The 26,138-nt window shown below is 72.5% G+C and carries 23 protein-coding genes; 11 read left to right on the plus strand and 12 right to left on the minus strand.

The features are described from left to right. Positions 1-5: 5 nt before the first annotated feature. Positions 6-1,517, plus strand: coding sequence for a 3-hydroxyacyl-CoA dehydrogenase (locus ACIQZO_RS30415; protein WP_403632115.1), 1,512 nt, complete (start codon positions 6-8; stop codon positions 1,515-1,517). Beyond that, positions 1,514-2,101: a TetR/AcrR family transcriptional regulator gene (locus tag ACIQZO_RS30420; RefSeq protein WP_403632117.1), complete on the plus strand. Its 588-nt coding sequence runs from the start codon at positions 1,514-1,516 to the stop codon at positions 2,099-2,101. The genes ACIQZO_RS30415 and ACIQZO_RS30420 overlap by 4 nt, the downstream gene beginning before the upstream one ends. Before the next feature lie 92 nt (positions 2,102-2,193). Here ACIQZO_RS30420 and ACIQZO_RS30425 read toward each other — a convergent pair whose 3' ends face one another. Next, complete coding sequence (locus tag ACIQZO_RS30425; RefSeq protein ID WP_403632119.1) at positions 2,194-2,772, minus strand: Lrp/AsnC family transcriptional regulator; 579 nt, start codon at positions 2,770-2,772, stop codon at positions 2,194-2,196. Between the two features lie 178 nt (positions 2,773-2,950). On the opposite strand from ACIQZO_RS30425, the gene pdhA (ACIQZO_RS30430) reads away from it, so the two are divergent. From pdhA (ACIQZO_RS30430) to ACIQZO_RS30440, 3 genes are read left to right on the plus strand one after another with little or no spacing between them, the layout of a single operon-like run. Further along, positions 2,951-4,087, plus strand: coding sequence for a pyruvate dehydrogenase (acetyl-transferring) E1 component subunit alpha (pdhA, locus tag ACIQZO_RS30430; RefSeq protein ID WP_403632122.1), 1,137 nt, complete (start codon positions 2,951-2,953; stop codon positions 4,085-4,087). 47 nt (positions 4,088-4,134) lie between these two features. After that, positions 4,135-5,103 carry an alpha-ketoacid dehydrogenase subunit beta gene (locus ACIQZO_RS30435; protein ID WP_403632202.1) on the plus strand — a complete coding sequence of 323 codons (969 nt, stop codon included), beginning with the start codon at positions 4,135-4,137 and terminating at the stop codon, positions 5,101-5,103. Continuing rightward, positions 5,103-6,431 carry a dihydrolipoamide acetyltransferase family protein gene (locus tag ACIQZO_RS30440; protein ID WP_403632125.1) on the plus strand — a complete coding sequence of 443 codons (1,329 nt, stop codon included), beginning with the start codon at positions 5,103-5,105 and terminating at the stop codon, positions 6,429-6,431. The genes ACIQZO_RS30435 and ACIQZO_RS30440 overlap by 1 nt, the downstream gene beginning before the upstream one ends. A gap of 217 nt (positions 6,432-6,648) precedes the next feature. Here the strand turns inward: ACIQZO_RS30440 and ACIQZO_RS30445 are convergent, their stop codons facing one another. From ACIQZO_RS30445 to ACIQZO_RS30490, 10 genes are all read right to left on the minus strand, one after another. Next, the gene (locus ACIQZO_RS30445; RefSeq protein WP_403632128.1) at positions 6,649-7,626 is read right to left on the minus strand and encodes an NAD(P)H-quinone oxidoreductase; all 978 of its coding nucleotides are present in this window, start codon (positions 7,624-7,626) and stop codon (positions 6,649-6,651) included. A 26-nt stretch (positions 7,627-7,652) separates the two neighbouring features. Beyond that, entirely contained in the window at positions 7,653-8,753 is a 1,101-nt protein-coding gene (locus tag ACIQZO_RS30450) for a potassium channel family protein (RefSeq protein WP_403632131.1), read from the minus strand. Continuing rightward, the gene (locus ACIQZO_RS30455) at positions 8,741-10,048 is read right to left on the minus strand and encodes a molybdopterin molybdotransferase MoeA (protein WP_403632134.1); all 1,308 of its coding nucleotides are present in this window, start codon (positions 10,046-10,048) and stop codon (positions 8,741-8,743) included. The genes ACIQZO_RS30450 and ACIQZO_RS30455 overlap by 13 nt, the downstream gene beginning before the upstream one ends. Continuing rightward, the gene (locus ACIQZO_RS30460) at positions 10,045-10,950 is read right to left on the minus strand and encodes an NTP transferase domain-containing protein (RefSeq protein WP_403632136.1); all 906 of its coding nucleotides are present in this window, start codon (positions 10,948-10,950) and stop codon (positions 10,045-10,047) included. Before ACIQZO_RS30460 ends, ACIQZO_RS30455 begins: the two co-directional genes overlap by 4 nt. A 292-nt stretch (positions 10,951-11,242) precedes the next feature. Beyond that, on the minus strand, positions 11,243-11,779 hold the full coding sequence (locus tag ACIQZO_RS30465) for a bacterial proteasome activator family protein (RefSeq protein ID WP_314243029.1): 537 nt from the start codon (positions 11,777-11,779) through the stop codon (positions 11,243-11,245). 92 nt (positions 11,780-11,871) lie between these two features. Then, on the minus strand, positions 11,872-14,625 hold the full coding sequence (locus ACIQZO_RS30470; protein ID WP_403632205.1) for an ABC transporter permease: 2,754 nt from the start codon (positions 14,623-14,625) through the stop codon (positions 11,872-11,874). 101 nt (positions 14,626-14,726) lie between these two features. Next, positions 14,727-15,473: an ABC transporter ATP-binding protein gene (locus tag ACIQZO_RS30475; RefSeq protein WP_403632139.1), complete on the minus strand. Its 747-nt coding sequence runs from the start codon at positions 15,471-15,473 to the stop codon at positions 14,727-14,729. Positions 15,474-15,498: 25 nt separating this feature from the next. Next, positions 15,499-16,149, minus strand: coding sequence for a PadR family transcriptional regulator (locus tag ACIQZO_RS30480; protein ID WP_403632142.1), 651 nt, complete (start codon positions 16,147-16,149; stop codon positions 15,499-15,501). 96 nt (positions 16,150-16,245) lie between these two features. After that, positions 16,246-16,773, minus strand: a complete 528-nt coding sequence (locus ACIQZO_RS30485) for a hypothetical protein (protein ID WP_403632144.1) — start codon at positions 16,771-16,773, stop codon at positions 16,246-16,248. Positions 16,774-16,915: 142 nt separating this feature from the next. Next, a complete protein-coding gene (locus tag ACIQZO_RS30490) occupies positions 16,916-18,580 on the minus strand; it encodes a protein kinase (protein ID WP_403632146.1) in 1,665 nt (554 codons plus the stop codon). A 229-nt stretch (positions 18,581-18,809) separates the two neighbouring features. On the opposite strand from ACIQZO_RS30490, the gene ACIQZO_RS30495 reads away from it, so the two are divergent. Both ACIQZO_RS30495 and ACIQZO_RS30500 read left to right on the plus strand, forming a co-directional pair. Next, the gene (locus ACIQZO_RS30495; RefSeq protein WP_403632149.1) at positions 18,810-20,408 is read left to right on the plus strand and encodes a protein kinase; all 1,599 of its coding nucleotides are present in this window, start codon (positions 18,810-18,812) and stop codon (positions 20,406-20,408) included. Between the two features lie 15 nt (positions 20,409-20,423). Next, positions 20,424-20,819 (plus strand): hypothetical protein, encoded by a 396-nt coding sequence (locus tag ACIQZO_RS30500; protein ID WP_403632152.1) that lies wholly within the window; start codon positions 20,424-20,426, stop codon positions 20,817-20,819. Here the strand turns inward: ACIQZO_RS30500 and ACIQZO_RS30505 are convergent. Then, entirely contained in the window at positions 20,786-21,445 is a 660-nt protein-coding gene (locus tag ACIQZO_RS30505) for a response regulator (RefSeq protein WP_403632154.1), read from the minus strand. The genes ACIQZO_RS30500 and ACIQZO_RS30505 overlap by 34 nt on opposite strands. A 327-nt stretch (positions 21,446-21,772) precedes the next feature. Here ACIQZO_RS30505 and pdhA (ACIQZO_RS30510) point away from each other — a divergent pair, with 327 nt between their 5' ends. The 4 genes from pdhA (ACIQZO_RS30510) to ACIQZO_RS30525 all read left to right on the plus strand — a co-directional run bounded on the left by pdhA (ACIQZO_RS30510) (position 21,773) and on the right by ACIQZO_RS30525 (position 26,126). Next, complete coding sequence (gene pdhA / locus ACIQZO_RS30510; protein ID WP_403632156.1) at positions 21,773-22,975, plus strand: pyruvate dehydrogenase (acetyl-transferring) E1 component subunit alpha; 1,203 nt, start codon at positions 21,773-21,775, stop codon at positions 22,973-22,975. Then, a complete protein-coding gene (locus tag ACIQZO_RS30515) occupies positions 22,975-23,955 on the plus strand; it encodes an alpha-ketoacid dehydrogenase subunit beta (RefSeq protein WP_403632158.1) in 981 nt (326 codons plus the stop codon). The genes pdhA (ACIQZO_RS30510) and ACIQZO_RS30515 overlap by 1 nt, the downstream gene beginning before the upstream one ends. A 12-nt stretch (positions 23,956-23,967) precedes the next feature. Next, a complete protein-coding gene (locus ACIQZO_RS30520) occupies positions 23,968-25,401 on the plus strand; it encodes a dihydrolipoamide acetyltransferase family protein (RefSeq protein WP_403632161.1) in 1,434 nt (477 codons plus the stop codon). A 113-nt stretch (positions 25,402-25,514) separates the two neighbouring features. Further along, positions 25,515-26,126 carry a hypothetical protein gene (locus ACIQZO_RS30525; RefSeq protein ID WP_403632163.1) on the plus strand — a complete coding sequence of 204 codons (612 nt, stop codon included), beginning with the start codon at positions 25,515-25,517 and terminating at the stop codon, positions 26,124-26,126. Positions 26,127-26,138: the final 12 nt, after the last annotated feature.

A 26,138-nucleotide genomic window follows, 5' to 3' on the forward strand; every position in this document is an offset into this window, starting at 1 on the left:
AGGACATGACAGCAATCGAGCGGTCCCGCACTGTGGCGGTCATCGGGGCGGGCACCATGGGCCAGGGCATCGCCCAGGTCGCTCTTCTCGCAGGTCACCGCGTGCTGATCTACGACATCAACGCCTCCCTCGCCGCCGACGGCGTCGGTTTCGTCCAGGACCGGGTCGAGCGGATGGCCGCCAAGGGCCGTCTGGACCGCGCCGAGGCCGAGGAGGCGATCGGCCGGATCGCCCCGGCCGGCGACCTCGCGGAGCTCGCCGGGGCCGCCCTCGTCATCGAGGCCGTGGTCGAGAACGTCACCGTGAAGCAGACGCTCTTCGCCGCGCTCGAGGAAGTGCTGTCGCCGGACGCGCTGCTGGCCACCAACACCTCCTCGCTCTCCGTTACCGAGCTCGCCGCCGGACTCGCGCACCCCGGCCGCTTCCTCGGCCTGCACTTCTTCAACCCGGCCCCGCTGCTCCCGCTCGTCGAGGTGGTCAGCGGCTTCGCGACCGATCCGGCCGCCGCCGAGCGCGCGTACCGCACGGTCCTCGGCTGGGGGAAGACGCCGGTCCGCTGCGCCGACACCCCCGGTTTCATCGTCAACCGGATCGCCCGCCCCTTCTACGCCGAGGCCTTCTCGGTGTACGAGGAGCAGGGCGCCGACCCGGCCACCATCGACGCCGTGCTCCGCGAGAGCGGCGGCTTCAAGATGGGCCCCTTCCAGCTGACCGACCTGATCGGCCAGGACGTCAACGAGGCCGTGACCCGCTCGGTGTGGGAGTCCTTCTTCCGCAGCCCGAAGTTCACCCCCTCGCTCGCCCAGCGCCGCCTCGTCCAGTCCGGCCGCCTCGGCCGCAAGTCGGGGCACGGCTGGTACCCGTACGGTCCGGACGCCGAGACCGCCCTCCCGCACACCGCCGCTCCCGAGAAGGCCCCGGCGATGGTCACCGTCGTCGGTGACCTCGGCCCGGCCGCCGGCCTGGTGGAGCTTCTGGAGGAGGCCGGGATCGCGGTCGCCGCCACCGAGCAGGGGGGCCCGTACATCCAGCTGCCCGGCGAGGGCCAGCTGGTCCTCGCCGACGGCAAGACCTCCGTCGAGTTCGCGGACGTCGTCTACTTCGACCTCGCGCTCGACTACCGGGGCGCCACCCGGATCGCGCTCTCGGCGAGCGCGGACACCAGCGAGCGGACCCTCGCCGAGGCGATCGGCCTCTTCCAGAAGCTGGGCAAGCAGGTCTCCGTGATCGGCGACGTCCCCGGCATGATCGTCGCGCGGACCGTCGCGATGCTGATCGACCTGACGGCCGACGCCGTCGCCCGCGGCGCCGCCTCGGCCGAGGACATCGACACCGCGATGCGGCTCGGCGTGAACTACCCGCTGGGCCCGACCGAATGGCACGAGCGGCTCGGCCGGGACTTCGCCTACGACCTGCTGCACAATCTCGACGAGCGCTGTCCCGGGGGCCGCTACGCGCCCTCCCTGGCCCTGTTCAAGCTGGGCTACGCCGCGGACGACGCGGAGGGGGGCGAATGACGACGGCCAAGCGGGACACCTACACCCCCGAGACCCTGCTGTCGGTCGCCGTCCAGGTCTTCAACGAGCGCGGTTACGACGGCACCTCGATGGAGCACCTCTCCAAGGCAGCGGGCATCTCGAAGTCCTCGATCTACCACCATGTCGCGGGCAAGGAGGAGCTGCTGCGGCGGGCCGTCAGCCGGGCCATCGACGGACTCTTCGCGATCCTGGAGGAGCCGGGCGCGGTCCGCGGCCGGGCCGTCGAGCGCGTCGAGTACGTCACGCGCCGCACGGTCGAGGTGCTGGTCGGCGAGCTGCCGTACGTGACGCTGCTGCTGCGCGTGCGCGGCAACACCCGCACCGAGCGGTGGGCGCTGGAACGCCGGCGCGAGTTCGACCACCAGGTCGCCGAGCTGCTCACGGCAGCCGCCGCGGACGGCGACCTGCGGGCGGACGTGGACATCCGCCTCGCCACCCGCCTCCTGTTCGGCATGGTGAACTCCCTGGTCGAGTGGTACCGCCCGCACTCGGGCACGGGCTCCGACCAGCTCGCCGACGCGGTCGTCCACATGGCCTTCGACGGGCTGCGCACCGTCCGCTGACCCCGCCGGACCTCGAACGCCCCGCTGGACCTCGAACGCCTCCGGTACGGCCTCACAGGCCGCGCCGGGGGCGTTCGTGTCACCCGGGCGGGCTAGTCCTCGGCGATCGACGGGGCGCCCCCGGCGGGGCCGGGTCCCGGGCCCGTGTCCAGGAGATCCGTTTCCTCGAACACCAGCAGGGTCCGCGTCGAGAGGACCTCGGGGATGGCCTGGAGCCGGGTCAGGACCAGCTCGCGCAGGGTCCGGTTGTCCGGCGTGTGCACCAGCAGCAGGACGTCGAAGTCCCCGCTGACCAGTGCGATGTGCGCGGCGCCCGGGAGCTCGCGCAGCTGCTCGCGGACCGTGCGCCAGGAGTTCTGGACGATCTTCAGGGTGATATAGGCGGATGCGCCCTGGCCTGCGCGTTCGTGGTTGACGCGGGCCGTGAACCCGCGGATTACCCCGTCGTCGATGAGCCGGTTGATCCGGGCGTACGCATTGGCCCGCGAGACGTGCACCTGCTCCGCCACGGACCGTATCGACGCCCGGCCGTCCGCCTGGAGCAGCCGCATGATCGACCGGTCGATCGGATCCAGGGGACGGGGTGTGACGGGCGGGACTCCGGAGGCCCCCGGTACGCCCCCCGGCGCAGCCGGTGCGGAACCCGGTCCGGCCATTTGTTCATCCGGCATTGCCCGATGCCTCCCTCTCCTGGACGTCCTGCATCCATACCAGGGCCCCGACGCCAGTTTGTCCACAGCCTGGAGTCGCCTGTAGCCAAATTGCGCAGACAACCGAACAATCGGTAGGTGAGGGGCCTCACACCCGGGGCACCCCCTGCCCGCTTCCCACGAGGAGGTGTACGCCGCCATGACGGTCCAAGAGCTGCCCGGTGCCGGTGCGTCCCACCGTCCCACCCCGCCGCCTGCCTGGAGGCCCCGTACGGATGCCGCCCCGCTGCTTCCGGACCCCGAGCCCTACCGGGTGCTGGGCACCGAGGCGGCGGACCGACTCGACCCGGAGCTGATGCGCCGCTGCTACGCCGAGCTCGTGCGCGGCCGGCGCTACAACGCCCAGGCCACGGCGCTCACCAAGCAGGGCCGGCTCGCCGTCTACCCCTCCACCGTGGGCCAGGAGGCCTGCGAGATCGCGGCCGCGCTGGTCCTGGAGGACCAGGACTGGCTGTTCCCGAGCTACCGCGACACCCTGGCGGCCGTGGCACGCGGACTGGACCCCGTACAGGCGCTGACGCTCCTGCGCGGCGACTGGCACACCGGCTACGACCCGCGTGAGTACCGCATCGCCCCGCTCTCGACCCCGCTCGCCACCCAGCTGCCGCACGCCGTGGGCCTGGCGCACGCGGCCCGGCTGCGCGGCGACGACGTCGTCGCCCTCGCCATGGTCGGCGACGGCGGCACCAGCGAGGGCGACTTCCACGAGGCGCTCAACTTCGCCGCCGTCTGGCAGGCCCCGGTCGTCTTCCTCGTCCAGAACAACGGCTTCGCGATATCCGTCCCGCTCGCCAAGCAGACCGCCGCCCCGACGCTGGCCCACAAGGCCGTGGGGTACGGAATGCCCGGCCGGCTGGTCGACGGCAACGACATCGCCGCGATGCACGAGGTGCTGACCGAGGCCGTCCGGCGGGCCCGGGCCGGTGGTGGCCCGACCCTGATCGAGGCCGTCACCTACCGGATGGAGGCCCACACGAACGCGGACGACGCGACCCGCTACCGCGGTGACGCCGAGGTCGAGGCCTGGAAGGCGCACGACCCGGTCGATCTGCTGGAGCGTGAGCTGACCGCCCGCGGGATCATCGACGAAGCGGCGATCCGGGCGGCGCGCGACGATGCCGAGGTGATGGCCGCGGCGCTCCGCGAGGGAATGAACGCGGATCCGGTGGTGGACCCGATGGACCTGTTCGCGCACGTGTACGCGGAGCAGACGGACCGGCTGCGCGAGCAGGCGGCCATGCTCCGTGCAGAGCTGGAAGCCGAGGATCAGGCGTGACGACGGTGGCGGCGAAGTCCGCGAAGTCGGGGGTCAAGCCCGCGACGATGGCGCAGGCCCTGACCCGGGCGATGCGCGACGCCATGGCCGAGGACCCGACCGTCCACGTCATGGGCGAGGACGTCGGGACGCTCGGCGGGGTCTTCCGGATCACGGACGGGCTCGCGAAGGAATTCGGCGAGGAGCGCTGCACGGACACCCCGCTCGCGGAGGCGGGCATCCTGGGCGCCGCGGTGGGCATGGCCATGTACGGGCTGCGGCCGGTCGTGGAGATGCAGTTCGACGCCTTCGCGTACCCGGCGTTCGAGCAGCTGATCTCGCACGTGGCGAAGATGCGCAACCGCACCCGCGGCGCGATGCCGCTGCCGATCACCATCCGTGTGCCGTACGGCGGCGGGATCGGCGGCGTGGAGCACCACTGCGACTCCTCCGAGGCGTACTACGTGGCCACGCCCGGCCTGACGGTGGTGACCCCGGCGACGGTCGAGGACGCGTACGGGCTGCTGCGCGCGTCGATCGCGAGCGACGACCCGGTGGTCTTCCTGGAGCCGAAGCGGCTCTACTGGTCGAAGGCCGACTGGCGTCCCGAGGCGCCGACGCAGGTGCCCGGCATCGGTAAGGCGCTGGTCCGGCGGACCGGCACCAGCGCCACGCTGATCACCTACGGGCCCTCGCTGCCGGTGTGCCTGGAGGCGGCCGAGGCGGCGCGCGAGGAGGGCTGGGAGCTGGAGGTCGTCGACCTGCGCTCGCTGGTCCCCTTCGACGAGGACACGGTCGTGGAGTCCGTACGCCGCACCGGGCGCGCCGTCGTGGTCCACGAGGCCGGCGGCTTCGGCGGACCGGGCGCGGAGATCGCCGCCCGCGTCACGGAGCGGTGCTTCCACCACCTGGAGGCGCCGGTGCTGCGGGTGACGGGCTTCGACATCCCCTACCCGCCGCCGATGCTGGAGAAGCACCACCTGCCGGGTGTGGACCGGATCCTGGACACCGTGGCACGCCTGCAGTGGGAGAACTGATGCCGCAGGTAATGGAATTCAAGCTTCCCGATCTCGGGGAGGGCCTGACCGAGGCCGAGATCGTCCGCTGGCTCGTGGCGGTGGGCGATGTCGTCGCCATCGACCAGCCGGTGGTCGAGGTCGAGACGGCCAAGGCGATGGTGGAGGTTCCGTGCCCCTACGGCGGTGTGGTCACCGCCCGCTTCGGGGAGGAGGGCACGGAACTGCCCGTCGGAGCACCGCTGATCACCGTGGCGGTGGGGGCGTCGTCGCTCCCGGAGGCCCCGGCCGCGCAGGCGGCCGAGGCCGAGGCTTCCGGCAACGTGCCCCGGCCTCTGATCGGCTACGGCGAGGACCACTCGCGCCCGGCGCGTCGGCGACGGGTGCGACCCGTCACCGCCGCGGTCTCGGCGCCCGTCGCGGCTCCGGCCCCCGTCGCCGCCCCGGTGGCTCCGGCGGCCCCCGCCGGGCCGGTGCCCGTGATCTCGCCGCTGGTCCGCAAGCTGGCCAAGGACGGCGGGGTCGACCTGCGCGCACTGCGCGGGTCCGGCCCCGACGGCCTGATCCTGCGGGCGGACGTGGAGGCGGCGCTCACCGCGCTGCGCGCGCCCGGGCCGGCGCCGGCCGCCGCGGTGGCGTCGCCGGCGGCAGGAGCAGCGCAGGGCGAGCGGATCCCGCTCAAGGGAGTGCGCGGGGCGGTCGCCGAGAAGCTGTCGCGCAGCCGCCGGGAGATCCCGGACGCCACCTGCTGGGTCGACGCGGACGCCACCGAGCTGATGGCCGCCCGGGCCGCGATGAACGCCGTGGGCGGACCCAAGATCTCGGTGCTCGCCCTGCTGGCCCGGATCTGCACGGCCGCCCTGGCCCGGTACCCGGAGCTCAACTCCACCGTGGACCTCGCGGCCAAGGAGATCGTCCGGCTCCCGTCGGTGCACCTGGGCTTCGCCGCGCAGACCGAGCGGGGCCTGGTGGTCCCGGTGGTCCGGGACGCGCAGCACCGCAACCCCGAGTCCCTGTCGGCGGAGTTCGCCCGCCTGACCGAAGTGGCCCGGGCCGGGAAGCTGACTCCGGCCGATCTGACCGGCGGGACGTTCACCCTGAACAACTACGGGGTGTTCGGGGTCGACGGCTCCACGCCGATCATCAACCACCCCGAGGCGGCGATGCTGGGTGTGGGCCGGATCATCGACAAGCCGTGGGTCCACGAGGGGCAGTTGGCGGTCCGCAAGGTCGTCCAGCTGTCGCTGACCTTCGACCACCGGGTCTGCGACGGCGGTACGGCGGGCGGCTTCCTGCGTTACGTCGCCGACTGCGTCGAGTCCCCGGCGGTCCTGCTGCGCAGCCTGTAGCCGTACGGCGCGGGTGCGGGTTCCGTTGCACGGGGCCTGTCCCCCCGCCCCGCCCTTGCGCCGTTTCCCGGGCGCTGCCCGGACCGGTCCTCACACGCCGGACGGCTGGAAGATCCAGCCTCGCCGGCGTGTGAGGCGCTGGGTTCGGGGCGGAGCCCCGGGAAACGGCGGGAGGGCGGGACCGGGGCGAGCTCCGCGCAGCGCAACCGCCCGGCCGTCAGACCGTGAGCAGCAGCTTGCCCACGTGCGCGCTCGACTCCAGCACGCGGTGGGCCTCGGCGGCATCCCGCATGGGGAAGGTCGCGTGGACCACCGGGCGGATCCGCCCCGCGGCCACCAGCGGCCACACGTGCTCGCGTACGGCGGCGATGATGGCCGCCTTCTCCTCCAGCGGGCGGGCCCGCAGCGAGGTGGCGGTGATCGCCGCCCGCTTGGCCAGCAGCGCGCCGAGGTTCAGTTCGGCCTTCACCCCGCCCTGGAGCCCGATCACCGCGAGCCGTCCGTTGACGGCCAGCGCGTCCACGTTCCGGGCGAGGTACTTCCCGCCCATGATGTCCAGGATCACGTCGGCCCCGGCCCCGCCGGTCGCCTCGCGCAGCGCGGCCACGAAGTCCTGCTCGCGGTAGTCGATCAGGATGTCCGCGCCCAGCTCCTTGCAGCGCGCCAGCTTCTCCGGGCCGCCCGCCGTCACGGCGACCGTCGCGCCCACCGCCTTCGCCAGCTGGATCGCCATCGTGCCGATCCCGCTGGACCCGCCGTGCACCAGCAGGGTCTCGCCGGGGCGCAGCCCGGCCACCATGAACACGTTGGACCACACGGTCGCGACGACCTCGGGCAGCGCGGCCGCCGTCACCAGGTCCACGCCCGCCGGGACCGGCAGCAGCTGGCCCGCCGGCACGGCCACCCGCTCGGCGTAGCCGCCACCGGCCAGCAGGGCGCACACCTCGTCGTCCACCGACCAGCCGGACACCCCCGGCCCGATCGCGGCGATCCGGCCGGAGCACTCCAGCCCCGGATGGCGCGAGGCGCCGGGCGGCGGATCGTAGAAACCCTGTCGCTGGAGTACGTCGGCGCGGTTCACGGCGCTCGCCGCGACCTCGACGAGGACCTCGCCCTCGCCCGGCACCGGATCGGGTACGTCGGCCCAGACGAGGGCCTCGGGGCCGCCGGGCTGCTCGATGGTGATCGCATGCATGGCCCGGAGGCTACGCCACGGAGCGGCTACTCGGCAGGTCCGAGCCTCACGTGCGGCGAGGTCCGCGGAACCGCCCGCACGATGGTGATGAGACGGTCCGTCAGCTGGATCGGGCTCGCGTGCGGATCGTCGTACGCGAGCAGCCGGTGGCCGCGCAGCACGCTCACCACCAGGTCCTCGGTGTCCCGTACCGACTTGCCGGCCTCGGACTTGCGGGCGGGGCGTTCGATGAGGTCGAGGCCGCTGCCCTGCTGGATCAGGTCCTCCATCACGGTGCCCGCGCTCGGGCTGAGGACCGACAGGCCCAGCAGCCGGCCGGCCGCGCTCGCACTCGTGATGACCGCGTCCGCACCGGACTGGCGCAGCAGTGGGGCGTTCTCCTCCTCGCGCACCGCCGCGACGATCTTCGCCCCGCGGTTGAGCTGGCGGGCGGTCAGGGTGACCAGGACCGCCGTGTCGTCCCGCTGGGTCGCGATGATGATCTGCCGGGCCTTCTGGAGCTCGGCGCGGAGCAGCACGTCGGAGCGGGTCGCATCGCCGACCACGCCCGTGAAGCCCTCCGCGTTGGCCATGTCGATCACCTTGGCGCTGGGATCGACGACGACGACCTGTTCCTTGGAGAGGCCGGTGGCCAGCAGTGTCTGCAGGGCCGAGCGGCCCTTCGTGCCGAAGCCGACGACGACTGTGTGCTCACGCAAGTTCTTCCTCCAGCGCTTCAGCCGCCACTCTTCCTTCGTCCGTTCCGTGAGGACTTCCAGGGTGGTACCGACCAGGATGATCAGGAACAGCACGCGCAGGGGCGTGATCAGCAGGATGTTGATCAGCCGTGCGCTGTCGCTGTACGGCACGATGTCGCCGTAGCCGGTCGTCGACAGCGTCACCGTGGCGTAGTAGAAGCAGTCGAGGAGATCGACCTGCTCGTTGGCGTTGTCGTGGTAGCCGTCGCGGTCCAGCCACACGATGAAGACCGTCAGGAAGAGCACGAACAAGGCCATCATCAGGCGCTTGGTGACCTGGCTCAGCGGCGCCTCGACGACCCGCTTGGGCAGCTTGATGCGCCGGGAGACGAGTTTCTCGTCGGCGCCGCGGGCCATGGAGTCCTGGCCGTGCAGTTTCACGTGAAACATCCTCCGGAAGCCCAGGGCAGATCGAGAATCTCCAGTTCCTGTCCCGATCGCGCGCCCTTCGGCGGTACGACGGCCAGCGCATCGGCGGCCGCCACTCCGCGCAGCATCGCGGGGCCGTGGTAGCGCAGCGGTACGGCGTGCTCGTCGCTCAGCTGGACCGGGACGAGCCGGGTGTCGTACGGATGGCCGAGTACGTCGCCCTGCACCGGCGCCGTGTAGCGGGGGCGGGCACGGCGGCCGGCGAGGGCGCGCAGCAGGGGGTCGGCGAGGGTCAGCAGCCCGGAGACGGCGGCGAGCGGGTTCCCGGGCAGTCCTACCAGGTGGCGCACCTGGTTCCCGTCGGGCGCCTCCGATCCCATGCGGGCCAGCAGCATCGGGTGCCCGGGGCGCACGGCGACCCCGTCGACCAGCAGTTCCGCGCCCGCCTTCCGCAGGACCGGATGGACGTGGTCGACCGGTCCGGACGCGGTGCCGCCCGTGGTGACCAGGACATCGGCGGTGCTCGTGGTGACGGCCTCGAGCAGGGCCGCGGCGCCCGCCGGGTCGTCACCGAGCCGCCGGGCGGCGATGACCTCGGCGCCGAGCCGCTCGATCCAGGGCCCGAGCATGGGGCTGAGGGCGTCGCGCACGAGCCCTTCGTGCGGGAGGCCCTCGGCGAGCAGCTCGTCGCCGAGCACCAGGATCTCCACGCGGGGGCGGGGCCGGGTGGTCAGCTCGTCGTACCCGGCGGCCGCGGCCAGCCCCAGGACGGCCGGGGTGACCAGGGAACCGGCGGGCAGCAGCAGGTCGCCGGAGCGGCACTCCTGGCCGCGCGGGCGGATGTCCTGGCCGGTGAGGACGGGCCGGTCGGCGAAGAGCTGGCTGCCGGCCTCGCGGCAGTGCTCGCTGCGGATGACGGCGGTGGTGTCGGCGGGGATCCGGGCGCCCGTGGCGATGCGTACGGCCTCGCCGTCCGTGAGGGGTTCGGGTCGCTCGGAGCCGGCCAGGACGCTGCCGCCGGTCCGCACGCTCCAGGGGCCGGGTCCGGCGACGGCCCAGCCGTCCATGGCGGAGGTGTCGAAGGACGGCAGGTCGGTCAGCGCGTCCAGGGGGGTGGCCAGGACCTCGCCGAGGGCGTCCGCGAGGGACACGCGGTGGGTTCGGGGCCGCACCGTGCTCCCGGCGTGGCCGGCGGTGTCCCGGGCCTGCGGCCAGGGGGCCGCGCGGTGGCCGCCGGCGCCGCCGGCCGCGGGGGCGCGGCTGACCAGGGCCAGGGCCTCGTCGAGGGCCTGCTCGGCGGAGTTCGTGGGGGTCATCCGGAGCCGTTCTGTTCTGCGGTGTCGGCGGCTGCCTCGTCGGCCCACCGCAGCGCCAGGTCGGCCGCCTTGCGGGAGGCCTCGGCGACGGCCTGGGCGGGGTCGGCGCCGGTGGCGGCGGCGTGGGCGGCCGCGTAGCCGACCAGGAAGGTGGTCAGCGGGGCGGCGGGGCGGGCGACGCCGTGGGCGGCGTCCCGGGCGAGGTCGAGCAGCGTAGTGGTGTCGACGGCGAGGTCGATGCCCAGCTCGCTCTTGACGGCGGTGATCCATTGCTCCAGCACGCCTCCATGCTCCCTGATCCGGGCGCGGGCGACGGCGAGATCGTCCCAGGTGTCGCAGTCGAAGGAGGCGAGTGGCCGGGAGGTGACGCGGGCGAGGTCCAGTTCGGCGGTCAGCGCGCGGAGCGGGAGCCCGGTGAGGTGGCCGTGCTCGGTGGCGAGCAGGGCGATCTCGCGGCGCAGGGGTTCGGCGCGGTAGGCGGCGACCAGGGGCTGGTCGCGGCCGTCGGGGTCCCGCAGCAGCGCGCCGTCCGCGCCGTTCGCGCCGGGGGCGCTGGGGGCGGGGGTGCCGGGTGCGGCGGCCGCGTCCAGCAGGGCCCGTACGGTCTCACGGTCGAGGAACGGCAGGTCGGCGGAGAGTACGAGGACCAGCTCGGCGGTGGTCCGGCGGAGCCCGGCGTCCAGTGCGGCCACGGGCCCGCCGCCGGGCGGGTCCTCGAGGGTCCAGTGGACCGGGCGGGCGGTGGGGCGGCGGCCGCCGACCACGACCGTGGTCCGGGCGTCGGGGCAGGCGTCGAGGACGCGGTCGAGGAGTGCGATGCCGCCGACGCTCAGCGCGGGCTTGTCGGCACCGCCGAGTCGTCGCGCGGCGCCGCCGGCCAGGACGATCGCGTCGTAGCTCATGCCCATGAGTATGCGGCGGCCATGTCCCTGGCGGGGAGCTGGGTTTATCGGGGGCCTGCTCGCGCGGGCCTGGTGTTCGATGCCGGGTGCGGCGCCGTTGCCGGGGGCGCTGCCCCCGGACCCCCGCGCCTCAAACGCCGGCGGGGCTGGGAGGGGCGCCTCGAACGCCGGCGGGGCTGGGAGGGGCCGGCGGGGCTTGGTGGGTGCCGGCGGGCTGATGAGGCGTCGGCGGCGGGATAGGAGAGCGGGTCCGGTGGGGGCCGGACCCGCTGGTTGTGCTGGGCGTCGGGGGTTAGAGGTACGGGCCCGAGCGGATCGCGCCGTGGCCGCCGTCCTCGTCGTCGTGCGGGCCGCCCGGCGGGAGGGCGCGGCGCATCTGCTCCAACTGGGCCCGCGCCGCCATCTGCTGTGCGAACAGGGCCGTCTGGATGCCGTGGAACAGGCCCTCCAGCCAGCCCACCAACTGTGCCTGGGCGATCCGTAGTTCCGCTTCGGAGGGAATGGCCTCCTCGGTGAACGGGAGGGACAGACGCTCCAGTTCCTCCACGAGCTCCGGGGCCAGGCCGTCCTCCAGCTCCTTGACGGAGGCGGCATGGATGTCCTTGAGCCGGACCCGGCTCGCCTCGTCGAGAGGCGCGGCACGTACCTCTTCCAGGAGTTGCTTGATCATGCTGCCGATCCGCATGACCTTGGCGGGCTGTTCGACCATCTCCGTCACCGGGACCTCGCGCGACTCGTCATCGGCGTCGCCGACCGCCGTCCCGTCCTGTCCCACGATCAGGACGTGCGGGGGGCTGTCCTGCGACCGTTCACTCCTCGGCATCTCCATGCCGTCATTCTCTCGCACACCTCCGTACTCACACGGTGTGCCCCCGTACAGTCGTGATCCAACCTGTACGGGGGCACCAGCCTGCTGAGGGACTACGCGGCGGCCCGGCGGGCCAGCGCGCCGCTGGAGCGGGTGACCAGGGCCGCCAGCAGGGCCGCGCCCAGCGGGACCAGGACGACCAGCGCTCCGAGGGTCTCCCACGGCACGGAGATCGGCACGTAGGGCAGGGGTTCTGTCGCCGAGGAGTAGCCCTGCTCGATGGCGTGCCGGTAGAGCGCGTCCATCTGCCGCTGCTCCGTCAGGCGCAGCCCGACGGCGGGCAGGATCCCGGCCGCCGAGCCCAGGACGACGCCCATCAGGGAGACCACCCCGCACTGGAAACCGCTCAGCGTCCGCCGCACGCGCGGCGCCGCGCCCACCGCGGCCAGTGTCTTCAGGTCGGCCTCGGCGTCCGCCTGGGCCAGCCCGGTGGCGATGCCGGCCGCGCCGATGGTGACGAGCCCCGCGAAGAGGGCGAGGGCGACCATGGCGAGGCTGTCGTTGCCCTGGTAGCCCGCCTCGATGCGCAGCGCGGCCTCCACGCCCAGCCGGTCGATCTCCCCGTCCAGCTTCTGGCGCTGTTCGGTGGTGGCCGCCCCGTCGAGGGTGAAGTACGAGCCCATGGGCGCGGTGGCCAGCCCGGCCGCCTTGGCCGCCGAGGGAGGCAGGATCAGGTCGATGCCCCAGCCGCGGACCGACTCGGGTACCAGGTGGACAGGCAGGACCTTGTCCTGGCCGGGCAGTTCCTCCTGGCTGCCGCGCACGCGGTCGGCGGCCGCCGAGTCGACGAGCCGGAGGGTGAGCTTGCCGTCCTTGACCTGCCGCTTGTCGAAGGCGACGGCCTGGCCGGCCTTGAGGGCGGACACGGTGCCCGGGTCGGTGACCGCGAGGATGCTCAGCACCTTCTCGTCCGCGACGATGAAGGAGTTCGCCATGCCGGACTGCAACTCCTGGCAGCGCCAGTCCTCTCGCAGTTCCCTGCGCTGGGCCTCGGTGAAGGCGTCCATGCCTTCGGGGTTCTCGTAGAGCGGGCAGCGCTGGTCCTTGGGCGTGATGATCTCGGCGCGGCCGCAGCCGGGGTCCGTGGAGTACGACTCACAGCCCGGCTTGCCGACGACCACCCGGTCGATGTCCACGCGCTGCGCCACGGGCAGGTCCCTGACGAGGGCTTCGCGCAGGGCGGGCAGCTCCTTGTAGGCGCTGTTCTCGGTGACCAGCTGCCCGGTGCCGTGCGGCATCTCCGCCTGGTACTCGTGGCGCATCTGGACGTCGTTGCTGTGCTGGTACGTGGCCACCGCGACCGTTCCGGCGACGGCGGCCAGTACGGCGGCCACGGCGGGTGCCGTACGCCCGCGGTTGCGGACGGCGTCGCGCAGCGCGAGCCGCGGCGAGAGCGGCAGCCACCGCCCGAGCCGGCCGAACAGGCCGACCAGGACCGGGGTGAGGGCGACGATGCCGAGCTCGGCGATGGCGCTGCCGCCCGCCACGACGGTGGTGCCCAGCTGCGAGGTGGTGCCGTAGAGGGCGATCGCGGCGCCGGCGGCGACGGCGATCAGGCCGATGACGGGCAGCACCCGGTTGGCGCGGCGGATGCCGCGGCGGCCGGTCAGCGAGGCCAGCACCGTCTGCCGGGAGGCGTTGACGGCCGGGACGATCGCGGCCAGCAGACCGGTGATCACGGCGAGCAGGGCGACGCCGGCCAGTTCCAGCGGGCGGAAGTCGTAGCCGCCGAAGCGCTCGCCGAGCTGCTCCTCCAGCATCGGCCGCAGCACGACGGTGAGCAGGATGCCGACGACGGTGCCGATGACCGCGGCGACGGCGCCGAGGACCAGGCCGCCGGAGAGCACGATGGAGCGGATGTGGCGCCGGTCCCCGCCGTTGGCGCCGACCAGGCCCAGCTGGCGGCGCGAGCGCCGGGCGCCGACCGCGAAGGCCGGTCCGGCGAGCAGGCAGATCTCCAGCATGGCCAGGCCCACCACGGTGGCCAGGACAGCCATCTTGACGGCCGAGTCGCCGTCGCGGCTGAACTGCTCCTTCGGCTCGTCCCGGTAGAGCGGGACGTCGGAGTCGGCCGGCGGGTCCAGCATGACGGCGCGAGAAATGACGATCATGCTCTTGGCGTTGGCCGCCTTGACCGCGTCCCAGGTGATACCCGCGCCGCCGACCTTGACCAGGTAGCTCTCGTCGGGCTGCACCGCGCGCCCTCCGGAGGTCTCCAGGGCCTTGTCGAGCGGGGCGAACAGGGTCCCGGGCGGGGCGATGATCTCGTCCCGGTCGAGGTTGTTCGGCAGCTCGTAGGCGCCGACGATCTTGTAGGGGGAGGTGGCGCCGCGGGGGGTGACCGAGGAGCCGACGAAGAAGCCGGAGTGATCCAGGAAGGCCTGGGTGGCGATGACCTCGCCCGGGCCCTCGGGCAGCCGGCCGCGGTCGAGCGTGATCAGGCCCGCCACCAGCGGGCTGTGCGCGTCGATTTCGCGCAGCTGGATGTCGAGCAGCCCGTGCGTGGTACGGACCTTGGCGTAGCCGCGGCTGTCCTTGATGATCTCCGCCCCGGCCGGGAAGGAGGACTGCGGCGGTTCCTGCGTGGTCTCCTGCGGGGACTTCGAGGGGTTGTAGTTCTTGTAGCCGCCGACGGGCGCGTGGCTCGTGCCGTCGGGGTTCTGGTTGACGGGTCCGTCCATCTGCGACCGGCTCACGCGGGCGTCGGCGGCGCCGATCGTGCGGGAGATGATCTGGTCGAGGGAGAGCTCGGAGCTGCGCAGGGTGAGGTCCGCGGCGCTCACCCCGACGATCGGCAGGGCGAGCATCGCGAGGACCAGGGCGCTGCGGCCCTTGGCGCGCCAGGCGTCGCGTCGCGCGATGCGCAGGGCCGCGACCCAGGAGTGGTACCAGCCCTGGAGGGGAGAGGTCACTGGCCGGCCGCCTGCCCGTGGAGGAGGGAGTCGGCGTGGCTGCGCAGGGTCTCGTCGACCACGCTGCCGTCGCGCAGGAAGACCACGCGGTCGGCCCAGGCGGCGAACCGCGGCTCGTGCGTGACGAGGATGCCGGCCGCGCCCGCGTCGCAGCGGTTGCGCAGCAGGGCGAGGACGGACTCGCCGGTCTCCGAGTCGAGGGCGCCGGTGGGCTCGTCGGCGAGGACCAGGCGGCGGTCGCCGACGAGCGCGCGGGCGATGGCGACGCGCTGCTGCTGCCCGCCGGACATCTCGTCGGGGAAGCGGTCGGCGAGCTGGCCCAGGCCCATCTCCTCGAGCGCGGCGAGCGCGGAGACGCGGGCCTTGCGGGCGGAGATCCCGTCGAGTTCCCGGGGCAGTGCCACGTTCTCGGCGGCGGTGAGGGCCGGGATCAGGTTGTAGTCCTGGAAGACGTACCCGATGCTGCGGCGGCGCAGGGTGGCCAGCTGCTTGCGGCTCGCGGTGGTGATGTCGGTGCCCTCGACTATCACGCGGCCGCTGCTCGGGGCGTCGAGGCCGCCCGCGAGGGTGAGCAGGGTGGACTTGCCCGAGCCGGAGGGGCCCATGACGGCGACGAGTTCGCCGGGGAAGACGGAGAGGTTGATCCCGCGCAGGGCGTGCACCTCGGTGGCGCCGCTGCCGTGGGTGCGGACGAGTTGGTCCAACTGCAGCACCGGCTGCTGGGACTTGCGCTGGTCAGGCATGGAGGGTCCCCCCTGGAACGGTGGTTCAGCCACGTCGCGAGCGGGCGGTACGGGGCCGGGTGGCGGTGGTCGGTGCCGGGGTCTCGGCGGCGGCCTGGGGTGGTTCGGGATCTGCGGCTCTCCGGTCGGCCGGCAGGGAGAGCCGGACGAGCCGGGCTTCGCAGTGGTCGAGCCAGCGGGCCTCGGCCTCGGTCTGGAAGATCAGCTGTTCCAGGACGAGCAGCCAGGCCACGTCGTCGCGTTCGCGGGACCGGCCGCTCTCGACCGCGGCGAGCGCGGTGGCCTTGAGCCGGGTGTAGTCCTGCATCGCCTTGATCGTGGCGTGCCGCTGGGACTGGATGACGGAGCGGATGTCGACACCGGGGGCGCCGACGGCCATGGCGAGCTTGATCGACAGCTCGTCGCGGGGCGGGTTGGCCCGGTCGACGGGGCGTTCGTACCACTGGAACAGCTCGGTGCGTCCGGTGTCGGTGATGGCGTACAGGGTGTGGCCGGCGGCGTCCTCGCCGTCGGGGGCGACGAGGCCGTCGCGTTCGAGGCGGGCGAGGGTCGTGTACACCTGCCCGACGTTGAGCGGCCAGGTGGAGCCGGTGCGGGATTCGAACTCGGTGCGCAGCTGCGAGCCGTACCGAGGACCCCGTTCCAGCAGGGCGAGTAGCCCGTGACGGATCGACATACCGAGTATGTATACCGAGTATGTTCACTCTCCGCAACCATCCTCAGGCCTACGCCTCAAGAGGGACGCCCCCCGGAGGAGGTCGGCCGGGCCCGCTCACATACCCCGGCGCAGTCGCATCCCGAGGTAGCCCAGACCCAGCCCCATCAGGGCGAATCCGGTGCCGAGCGGCAGTATGTGCGCGGCCAGGTCGGCGGCCCGGTCGTTCGTGTCGGTGCCGAGCGCGGTGACCGCCGACGGCGGGCGCTGCGGATCCGCCTGCGGGAACGGACTCGGAGCGACGGCGGTGGGCGGGGTGGGCGGGGTGAGCGGGGCGGGCTCGGTGCGCGGGCGCACCGGCAGCGGCCGGGAGGCCACCGTCAGCTCCGGATCGGCGGGCTCGCCGACCGGTCGCCCGGGGCGCTCGCGCCCGACGCCGGCGGCGCTGCCGGCCAGCTCCTCGTAGGGGTCGTCCGGCGAGGCGGGGGCGAGTGCGAGGCCGGGGGCGAGTGCGAGGGCGGAAGCGGCCGCGTGCCGGGCCGGGGCGAGGGAGGGGCCCGCGTACGCGGAGGCCGTGGGCACGAGCGCGGCGGCGGCCAGGGCAGCGCAGGCCAGCCAGTGCGGCGGGCGGAAGCCTTGGATCACGGGGAGCCCCTCCCGTCCCGAGCCGCCGAGCTGCTCGCTGCGCGTCAGAGATATGCGCCCAGGCTTACATAGTGGGGCAAAAGCGGCATCCCGGGCGCCCCATCAGGGTGCCCGGGATGTCGGTGTCTCGAAATGCGGCGCGCTATTCGGGGTTGCCGGTCGACACGGTCAGCGTGTACTCCGTGCCTTCCTTGTCGATCTTGTCGCTGGCGGCCGGAGTCTGGAACAGCACCGTGTCCTTGCCGTACACGGCCTCGTCCTTGTTCACGATCTTGTACTTGCCGCCCGAGGCCTGGATGCACTCCTTCACGGAGAGCAGGTTCTTGTACTTGAGGTCCGGCGCCATGTACTTGCCGGCCTCGCTGTAGTGCTTCACCGGCTCCGAGCACTTCTTCGGGTCGATCGTGCGCGTGGTGTCCGGACCCTTGAAGCCGGCCTTGGCGGAGGTGGAGGCGGACTCGGACGAACCGGGGTCGGCCGTCGTCTTCCCCTTGTCCTTGTTGTCGCCGTTCATCGCGATCGCCGCGATCAGGCCGCCGACGGCGAGCAGGGCCACCGCGATGGCGCCCACGAGCACCGGCATGTTCCGCCTGCCGCCGCCGCCGGCCGTCGCCGACGCGCCCGCCCCCCCGGTCGGGGAGATCGTGTACGGCGGCGGGGTCTGCGGCGCGTACTGCTGCTGCGGCGGGGGCGTGTGCGGGTAGGCGTAGCCGCCCTGCGCGTGCTGGGGGGCGGGCGTCGGCGCGTACGGGGCCGGCGTCGGGGCGTGCGGGGCCTGGTACGGCTGCTGCACCGACTGCGGCGGCGCCTGGTACCCGGACTCGACCGGCGGGAACACGGCCGAGGCCACGCCGGCGCCGCTGCTCAGTGGTCCGTGCCCCTGCACGATGACCGGCGCCCCGGTCTGCCCGGAGCCCAGCACCCGTGCGACCTCGTCGCCCATGGCCGCGGCCGTGGGGAAGCGCTCGTTCGGGTTCTTCTTCAGGGCCCGGGCAACGAGCGCGTCCATCGCCGGGGTCAGCGAGCGGTTGATGGAGGACGGGGCGACCGGCTCCTCCTGCACGTGGGCGTACGCGATGGCCAGCGGCGAGTCCGCGTCGAAGGGGATCCGCCCGGTCAGCAGCTGGAACAGCATGATGCCGACCGAGTAGAGGTCGGACCGGGCGTCGACGCCGCGCCCCAGGGCCTGCTCCGGCGAGAGGTACTGGGGGGTGCCGACGACCATGCCGGTCTGCGTCATCGAGGTGACCCCCGACTGCATCGCGCGGGCGATGCCGAAGTCCATCACCTTGACCACGCCGCGCTTGTTCACCATGACGTTGCCGGGCTTGATGTCGCGGTGGACGAGCCCCATCTCGTGGCTGGTCTCCAGGGCGGCCAGTACGTCGGCCGTCACCTTCAGCGCCCGGTCGGCGGGCATGGCCCCGTACTGGCGTACGTCCTCGTCCAGCACCGAGCCCAGCGGCCGGCCCTCCACGTACTCCATGACGATGTACGGCATCACCGCGCCGTCGCCGCGGGCGTCGCCGAACCTCACTTCGCCTTCACCGGTGTCGAATACCGAGACGATGTTCGTGTGCGACAGTTTCGCTACAGCCTGCGCCTCGCGGCGGAACCGCTCGCGGAAGGACTGCTCGCGGCCGAGGTCGCTGTGCAGGGTCTTGATGGCGACCTGCCGGTCGAGGGCCGAGTCGTACGCCAGGTACACGGACGCCATGCCGCCCGCACCCAGCAAGTCCCTTAGCTGGTAACGGCCGCCGGCCAGAGAGCCGCCCGCGTACTGGCCCTGAGTGCCGTCCTGGCTCATGACTGTTGCTTCCCCTCGGGATGTGTCCCCACGCCGCTGGCCGGGCGCATATGGCGCCCAGTCTGCCCGAGGGCAAGCACACGTCAAGCCAGGTGCCCGTTCCGTGACCACACGGGCACAGGTGGGCTTGGCCGAACGGTGACCGGTTCCGAGGCTGTAGCGTTCACCGGAGCACCGACGAAGACGACTACCGCTGAGCGGCGGCCGAGAGATACGACGGCGAGGACTGATGGCACCCGAACCCGATGGAAACGGCGCCGGGATGACCGATGGTCCTGAGCACTGGGGCGCAGGCGGCCTGGTGGGAGACGGTCGTTACCGGATGACGCACCGGCTGGGCCGCGGCGGCATGGCGGAGGTGTTCGCCGCCGAGGACGTGCGCCTCGGCCGCACCGTCGCCGTGAAGCTGCTGCGCGCTGACCTCGCCGAGGACCCGGTGTCCAAGGCGCGCTTCACGCGTGAGGCGCAGTCCGTCGCCGGACTCAACCACCACGCGGTCGTCGCCGTGTACGACTCGGGCGAGGACCGGGTCGGCCCGAACACCGTCCCGTACATCGTCATGGAGCTGGTCGAGGGCCGCACCATTCGCGACCTGCTGATGAGCGCCGAGGCGCCGGGTCCCGAGCAGGCGCTCATCATCACCTCTGGCGTGCTCGAAGCCCTCGCGTACTCGCACCAGCACGGCATCGTGCACCGCGACATCAAGCCCGCGAACGTCATCATCACCGAGACCGGCGCGGTCAAGGTGATGGACTTCGGCATCGCCCGCGCCCTGCACGGCGCCCAGTCGACGATGACCCAGACCGGCATGGTCATGGGCACCCCGCAGTACCTGTCGCCCGAGCAGGCCCTCGGTAAGGCCGTCGACCACCGCTCCGACCTGTACGCGACCGGCTGCCTGCTGTACGAACTGCTCGCGCTGCGCCCGCCGTTCACCGGAGAGACCCCGCTCTCGGTGGTCTACCAGCACGTCCAGGACGCACCGGTGCCGCCCTCGCAGCTGCCGGAGGGTCAGCACATCCCGCAGGAGCTCGACGGTCTGGTCATGCGCTCCCTCGCCAAGGACCCGGATGACCGGTTCCAGAGCGCCGAGGAGATGCGCGGGCTGGTCCAGTACGCGCTCCAGATGCTGCACGACCAGGGGCCGAACACCGGCACCTGGAGCACCGGCCCGGTCGCCATGGCCCTGCCGCACGGGCGCGGCGGCGCAGCCCCCACCACGGCCATGCCCATGAGCGGCAGCGGCGGTCAGCAGCAGTACGGGGCGCACGCCTCGACCTCGCAGTTCCAGCAGCCGATGGTGCCGGCGCTCAACCCGGACGACGGCTCGGCCTTCCCCGGCGGCGGCAGCGGCGGTTACGACCGCTACGACGGCTACGACGACCGCGGTGGCGGCGGCAGCCGCTGGAAGGCCTGGCTGTTCGCGGTCCTCGCGATCATCGCGGTGGCGGGCGGCGTGGCGTACGCCGTCAACACCGTGGGCAAGGGCGAGAAGAAGCCGGAGACCACCCAGAGCACCCCGGGCGGGCAGCCGAGCCAGTCCACCGCCCCGAACGTCCCGGCGTCCTCGCAGCCGCAGGAGCGCACCCCGTCCAACAACGACAACTCGCCCCTGCCGAGCCGCTCCCGGTCGCAGAGCTTCAGTCCGACGCCCTCGGCCACGGCGTCGCACACGCCGACGGGTTCGGCCTCGCCGTCCGCCTCGGCGACGAAGCCCACGACGTCGCCGTCGACCACGCCCTCGACGAAGCCCTCGACGAAGCCCACGGATACGACCGCGGGCGCCGGTGGCGGCGGCGGTGGCGGCGGTACCAACTCGGAGGAATGACCCGCTTCGGAGCGCGTGCCGGAAGGCGCGGTCCGGATTCCCGGCGAGCGGGTGCACGGTGATGAACTGAAGTTCGATACGCAGGTGGACGGGGTCGAAGATCTCGCCGTCGATGAAATGCGGAACCGGGCCGAAGAACTCCAGTTCGGCGATTGTCGGTTCGCTGACCTGCGCCGTTCCGGTGCACCGGACCGACCGGAGCTGCTGGTCACGGGAATTGAAATGATCGGCCCCGTACACCACGACACGACCGTTGCAGGCCTGGTGGTAGCCGAAAACCGGAATGCATTCTCAGGGAACGCCGCGGCCCGTGGATCCCGGGGATCCCGTGGATCCCGCGGCACCACGGAGCGTCACCGCCGTGGCGGCGGCGGTGGTCAGCGCCGCTCGGCCTGCAGGCGGGCCACGTAGGCGGCGGCCTGGGAGCGGCGCTCCATGCCCAGCTTGGAGAGCAGGCTGGAGACGTAGTTCTTGATCGTCTTCTCGGCCAGGTGCAGCCGCTCGCCGATGACGCGGTTGGTCAGGCCCTCGCCGATCAGGTCGAGGATCTTCCGCTCCTGCTCGGTGAGGTTGGAGAGGCGGTCGTCGCCCCTACCGCCCTTGCCCTCGCGCAGCCGCTCCAGCACGCGCGCGGTGGCGACCGGGTCGAGCAGCGACTTGCCGGCGGCCACGTCGCGCACGGCGCTCAGCAGCTCGTTGCCGCGGATTGCCTTGAGCACATATCCGGAGGCGCCGGCCATGATCGCGTCGAAGAGGGCCTCGTCGTCGGCGAACGAGGTCAGCATCAGGCACTTGACGTCCTCGCTCTGGGAGCGCACCTCGCGGCACACCTCCACACCGCTGCCGTCGGGGAGGCGGACGTCGAGGACGGCCACGTCAGGACGGGTGGCGGGGATGCGGACCAAGGCGTCCGCGGCCGTACCGGCCTCGCCGACGATCTCGATGTCGTTTTCGACCGACAAGAGCTCATGGACGCCCCGACGTACCACTTCGTGGTCGTCCAGGAGGAATACCTTGATTTTTCCGTCTTCGCGCACGAAGTCAGTTTCACACACTCACCTCTTCCCTGCCGGAGTTACCCGGGATAACGTGCCGTTGTTCCCGGCCCCTGCAAGGCTGTGACCAGTGGTTGTTCCCGCCACTGCGGATTTACTTGGAAATCCAAGCAAAAACGCAGGTCAAACGGGGTTTCGCAGTTATGCGGCGCACTGGGTAACGTGCATTGCGCAGGGCACTCGCCGGGGCACCTGTCACGCCTGAATCCCCGTACGCGACGCGCACCCACCCCGTGCGCTCGTTACGGATACAGGTGAGCCGCACTGGACCCCGGAGAACCCGGGTGCCGGACCGACGGAGGAGCACACGTGACCGTGGAGAGCACTGCCGCGCGCAAGCCGCGACGCAGCAGCGGCACCAAGCGGGCGGCAGGCGCGGCGAACGCCGCCGCCAAGCCCGCCGCTGCCACTGCGCAGACGCAGGACGCCGTACCTCAGCTCGTACAGCTGCTGACGCCCGAAGGGGACCGCGTCGACAACGCGGAGAACGCCGAGTTCGCCCCCTTCGTCGCCGACATCACCACCGAGGACCTGCGCGGGCTGTACCGCGACATGGTCATGACCCGTCGGTTCGACGGCGAGGCGACCGCCCTGCAGCGTCAGGGCGAGCTGGGCCTGTGGGCCTCGCTCCTGGGCCAGGAGGCCGCGCAGATCGGCAGCGCCCGGGCGCTGAACGACGAGGACTACGTCTTCCCGACCTACCGCGAGCACGGCGTGGCCTGGTGCCGCGGGGTCGACCCGACCAACCTGCTCGGCATGTTCCGCGGCGTGAACCACGGCGGCTGGGACCCGAACATCAACAACTTCCACCTGTACACGATCGTGATCGGCTCGCAGACGCTGCACGCGACCGGTTACGCGATGGGTGTGGCCAAGGACGGCGCGGACTCCGCGGTCATCGCCTACTTCGGCGACGGCGCGTCCAGCCAGGGCGACGTCGCCGAGGCGTTCACCTTCTCCGCCGTCTACAACTCCCCCGTGGTGTTCTTCTGCCAGAACAACCAGTGGGCGATCTCCGAGCCGACCGAGCGCCAGATGCGCGTGCCGCTCTACCAGCGCGCGCAGGGCTTCGGCTTCCCGGGCGTCCGCGTCGACGGCAACGACGTGCTGGCCTGCCTGGCCGTGACCCGCTGGGCCCTGGACCGCGCCCGCCGCGGCGAGGGCCCGACCCTGGTCGAGGCGTTCACCTACCGCATGGGCGCGCACACCACCTCCGACGACCCGACCAAGTACCGGCGGGACGAGGAGACGGCGGCCTGGGAGGCGAAGGACCCGATCCTGCGCCTGAAGGCCCACCTGCTGGCCACCGGAGGCGCCGACGAGGCGTTCTTCACGGAGCTGGAGGCGGAGAGCGAGGCGATGGGCAAGCGGGTGCGCGAGGCCGTGCGCGCCATGCCCGACCCGGACACCATGGCGATCTTCGAGAACGTCTACGCGGACGGGCACGCGCTCGTCGACGAGGAGCGCGCCCAGTTCGCCGCCTACCTCGCGTCCTTCGAGGAGGGTCACTGATGGCTGTCGAAAAGATGTCGATCGCCAAGGCGCTCAACGAGTCGCTGCGCAAGGCGCTGGAGCAGGACCCCAAGGTCCTGATCATGGGTGAGGACGTCGGCAAGCTCGGCGGCGTCTTCCGGATCACCGACGGCCTGCAGAAGGACTTCGGCGAGGAGCGGGTCATCGACACCCCGCTCGCCGAGTCGGGCATCGTCGGTACCGCCATCGGCCTGGCCCTGCGCGGGTACCGGCCGGTCGTGGAGATCCAGTTCGACGGGTTCGTCTTCCCCGCGTACGACCAGATCGTCACGCAGCTCGCGAAGATGCACGCCCGCGCCCTGGGCAAGATCAAGATGCCCGTCGTCGTGCGCATCCCGTACGCGGGCGGCATCGGCGCGGTCGAGCACCACAGCGAGTCCCCCGAGGCGCTCTTCGCGCACGTGCCGGGCCTCAAGGTGGTCTCCCCCTCGAACGCGAGCGACGCCTACTGGATGCTCCAGCAGGCGATCCTCAGCGACGACCCGGTGATCTTCTTCGAGCCGAAGCGCCGCTACTGGGACAAGGGCGAGGTCGACTTCGACGCCATCCCCGGTGAGCTGCACAAGGCGCGCGTGAGCCGCGAGGGCTCGGACGTCACCCTGGCCGCCTACGGCCCGATGGTGAAGGTCTGCCTGGAGGCCGCGGCCGCGGCCGCCGAGGAGGGCAAGTCGGTGGAGGTCCTCGACCTGCGCTCGATGTCCCCGGTCGACTTCGACGGGATCCAGGCCTCGGTCGAGAAGACCCGCCGGCTCGTGGTCGTCCACGAGGCGCCGGTCTTCCTCGGCGTGGGCGCGGAGGTCGCCGCCCGCATCACGGAGCGGTGCTTCTACCACCTGGAGGCGCCGGTCCTGCGCGTGGGCGGTTTCCACGCCCCGTACCCGCCGGCCCGCCTGGAGGACGAGTACCTGCCCGGCCTGGACCGGGTGCTCGACGCCGTCGACCGCTCGCTGGCGTACTAGGAGACCCGCGTCATGACCATCCGCGAATTCAAGATGCCCGATGTGGGCGAGGGCCTCACCGAGGCCGAGATCCTCAAGTGGTTCGTCCAGCCCGGCGACACGGTCACCGACGGCCAGGTCGTCTGCGAGGTCGAGACGGCCAAGGCCGCCGTGGAACTGCCGATCCCGTTCGACGGTGTCGTGCACGCCCTCCTCTTCGAGGAGGGCACCACCGTCGACGTCGGCCAGGTGATCATCTCGGTGCAGACCGCGGGTGACGCCGGCGCCGAGGCGGCGGTGGCCGCCGTTCCCGAGGCGGCCGCGGCCGTCGTCGCCGAGGCCCCGGCCGAGCCCGCCCCCGAGGCGCGCCAGCCCGTCCTGGTCGGCTACGGAGTCTCCACCGCCTCCACCAAGCGCCGCCCGCGCAAGGCTCCGGCCGGCACGGCCGCACAGAACGGCTCGGCCGCCCCGGTGGCCCCGGCCGCCCCCGCGGTCCCGGCCGCACCGGCGCCGCTTCCCGCCGTTCCGGCGCAGCCGACCGGTGAGCGGCCGCTGGCCAAGCCGCCGGTGCGCAAGCTCGCCAAGGACCTCGGCATCGACCTGGCCTCGGTGGTTCCCACCGGCGACGGCGGGGTCGTGACCCGGGAGGACGTCCACGCGGCGGCCGCCGCGGCGCTCCCCGTGCAGGCCGTCGCCCCCGCCGCGGCTCCGGCGCCGGCGGTCGCGCCCGTCGCGGTCGTCGCCGCTCCCGCGGCCGACGCCTCGGCGCGGGAGACCCGTATCCCGGTCAAGGGCGTCCGCAAGGTCACCGCGCAGGCGATGGTCCAGTCGGCCTTCACCGCGCCGCACGTCACCGAGTTCGTCACGCTCGACGTGACGCGCACGATGAAGCTGGTCCAGGAGCTCAAGGACGACCCGGACCTCGCGGGGCTGCGGATCAACCCGCTGCTGCTCATCGCGAAGGCCGTCCTGGTGGCCATCCACCGCAACCCGGACGTCAACGCGTCCTGGGACGAGGCCGCCCAGGAGATCGTGCTCAAGCACTACGTCAACCTGGGCATCGCGGCGGCCACCCCGCGCGGGCTGATCGTCCCGAACATCAAGGACGCGCACGCCAAGACCCTCGGCGAGCTGTCGGAGTCGCTGTCCTCGCTGGTCGCCACGGCCCGCGACGGCAAGACCTCCCCGGCGGACATGCAGAACGGCACGATCACCATCACCAACGTCGGCGTCTTCGGCGTCGACACCGGTACGCCCATCCTGAACCCGGGCGAGTCCGCGATCCTCGCGGTCGGTGCGATCAAGCTCCAGCCGTGGGTCCACAAGGGCAAGGTCAAGCCGCGGCAGGTCACCACCCTGGCGCTGTCGTTCGACCACCGCCTCGTCGACGGCGAGCTCGGATCCCGCTTCCTGGCCGACATCGCGGCGGTCCTGGAACACCCCCGCCGCCTGGTCACCTGGGCGTAGCGGACACCTCACGACACCCACCGATGGCCGGTCTCCTCCCAGGGGCCCGGCCATCGGCCGTTCCCGGGCCAAGTCCCTCGTAGGGGGCGGGCGGGTCATGTGATCATCACCGGATGATCTTTCGAGCCGCCACCGCGGACCCCGCAGACCTGGACCGCGCCGTCGCCCATCCCGCCGACGGTCCCGTGCCCGCCCTGACCGCCGAACGGATCCGTGAGGAGCTCGCCGGGAACCGGTTCCGCCCCGAGTGGATCTGGCTCGCCGAGGACGAGGACGGGCGGATCCTGGCCCGCGCCCTGTGGTGGGGGCGTGCCGACAGCGACCGCCCCGTGGCGCTCGACTGCCTCCAGGTGCGGGCGGGCGTGGCCGATCCGGCCGCAGTGGCCGCCGGGCTGCTGGAGGCCGGTCACGCCGCCCTGGGGAATCGGCCGGGCTACAACCTCTCCCTGCCCCGAGGCTGGCGGGCCGATCCGGAGCTGGCCGCGGCCGTCGCCTGGCGCCAGGAGGCCGCGGCAAGGACCGGGCTGACGCGCGAGATCGAGCGCCTGCGCTACGAGTGGACCCCGGACGCCGGCACGGCCGGGCCCACCGGCCGGCTCGTCTTCCGCGAGGGCACCGACGAGGAGATGCTCGACGCCTTCGCCCGCCTCTCCCGGGGCAGCCTGGACGTGACCACGCAGCAGGAACTGGAGCGCCGCCTGGTGCTCGAAGCGCCATCCCGGTGAACCGGGGTGCCC

It is taken from the genome of Streptomyces sp. NPDC097617 (assembly GCF_044761485.1).
GTDB lineage: Bacteria > Actinomycetota > Actinomycetes > Streptomycetales > Streptomycetaceae > Streptomyces.

What these genes read in the sequence shown, in the direction of transcription:
- ACIQZO_RS30440 (WP_403632125.1), top strand. Translation starts at nt 5,103, where the DNA reads ATGCCGCAGGTAATGGAATTCAAGCTTCCCGATCTCGGGGAGGGCCTG.
- ACIQZO_RS30450 (WP_403632131.1), bottom strand. Translation starts at nt 8,753, where the DNA reads ATGTTTCACGTGAAACTGCACGGCCAGGACTCCATGGCCCGCGGCGCC.
- ACIQZO_RS30460 (WP_403632136.1), bottom strand. Translation starts at nt 10,950, where the DNA reads ATGAGCTACGACGCGATCGTCCTGGCCGGCGGCGCCGCGCGACGACTC.
- ACIQZO_RS30420 (WP_403632117.1), top strand. Translation starts at nt 1,514, where the DNA reads ATGACGACGGCCAAGCGGGACACCTACACCCCCGAGACCCTGCTGTCG.
- ACIQZO_RS30495 (WP_403632149.1), top strand. Translation starts at nt 18,810, where the DNA reads ATGGCACCCGAACCCGATGGAAACGGCGCCGGGATGACCGATGGTCCT.
- pdhA (WP_403632122.1), top strand. Translation starts at nt 2,951, where the DNA reads ATGACGGTCCAAGAGCTGCCCGGTGCCGGTGCGTCCCACCGTCCCACC.
- ACIQZO_RS30490 (WP_403632146.1), bottom strand. Translation starts at nt 18,580, where the DNA reads ATGAGCCAGGACGGCACTCAGGGCCAGTACGCGGGCGGCTCTCTGGCC.
- ACIQZO_RS30475 (WP_403632139.1), bottom strand. Translation starts at nt 15,473, where the DNA reads ATGCCTGACCAGCGCAAGTCCCAGCAGCCGGTGCTGCAGTTGGACCAA.
- ACIQZO_RS30520 (WP_403632161.1), top strand. Translation starts at nt 23,968, where the DNA reads ATGACCATCCGCGAATTCAAGATGCCCGATGTGGGCGAGGGCCTCACC.
- ACIQZO_RS30465 (WP_314243029.1), bottom strand. Translation starts at nt 11,779, where the DNA reads ATGGAGATGCCGAGGAGTGAACGGTCGCAGGACAGCCCCCCGCACGTC.
- ACIQZO_RS30435 (WP_403632202.1), top strand. Translation starts at nt 4,135, where the DNA reads ATGGCGCAGGCCCTGACCCGGGCGATGCGCGACGCCATGGCCGAGGAC.
- ACIQZO_RS30470 (WP_403632205.1), bottom strand. Translation starts at nt 14,625, where the DNA reads ATGCTCGCCCTGCCGATCGTCGGGGTGAGCGCCGCGGACCTCACCCTG.
- ACIQZO_RS30445 (WP_403632128.1), bottom strand. Translation starts at nt 7,626, where the DNA reads ATGCATGCGATCACCATCGAGCAGCCCGGCGGCCCCGAGGCCCTCGTC.
- ACIQZO_RS30525 (WP_403632163.1), top strand. Translation starts at nt 25,515, where the DNA reads ATGATCTTTCGAGCCGCCACCGCGGACCCCGCAGACCTGGACCGCGCC.
- ACIQZO_RS30455 (WP_403632134.1), bottom strand. Translation starts at nt 10,048, where the DNA reads ATGACCCCCACGAACTCCGCCGAGCAGGCCCTCGACGAGGCCCTGGCC.
- ACIQZO_RS30425 (WP_403632119.1), bottom strand. Translation starts at nt 2,772, where the DNA reads ATGCCGGATGAACAAATGGCCGGACCGGGTTCCGCACCGGCTGCGCCG.
- ACIQZO_RS30480 (WP_403632142.1), bottom strand. Translation starts at nt 16,149, where the DNA reads ATGTCGATCCGTCACGGGCTACTCGCCCTGCTGGAACGGGGTCCTCGG.
- ACIQZO_RS30515 (WP_403632158.1), top strand. Translation starts at nt 22,975, where the DNA reads ATGGCTGTCGAAAAGATGTCGATCGCCAAGGCGCTCAACGAGTCGCTG.
- ACIQZO_RS30415 (WP_403632115.1), top strand. Translation starts at nt 6, where the DNA reads ATGACAGCAATCGAGCGGTCCCGCACTGTGGCGGTCATCGGGGCGGGC.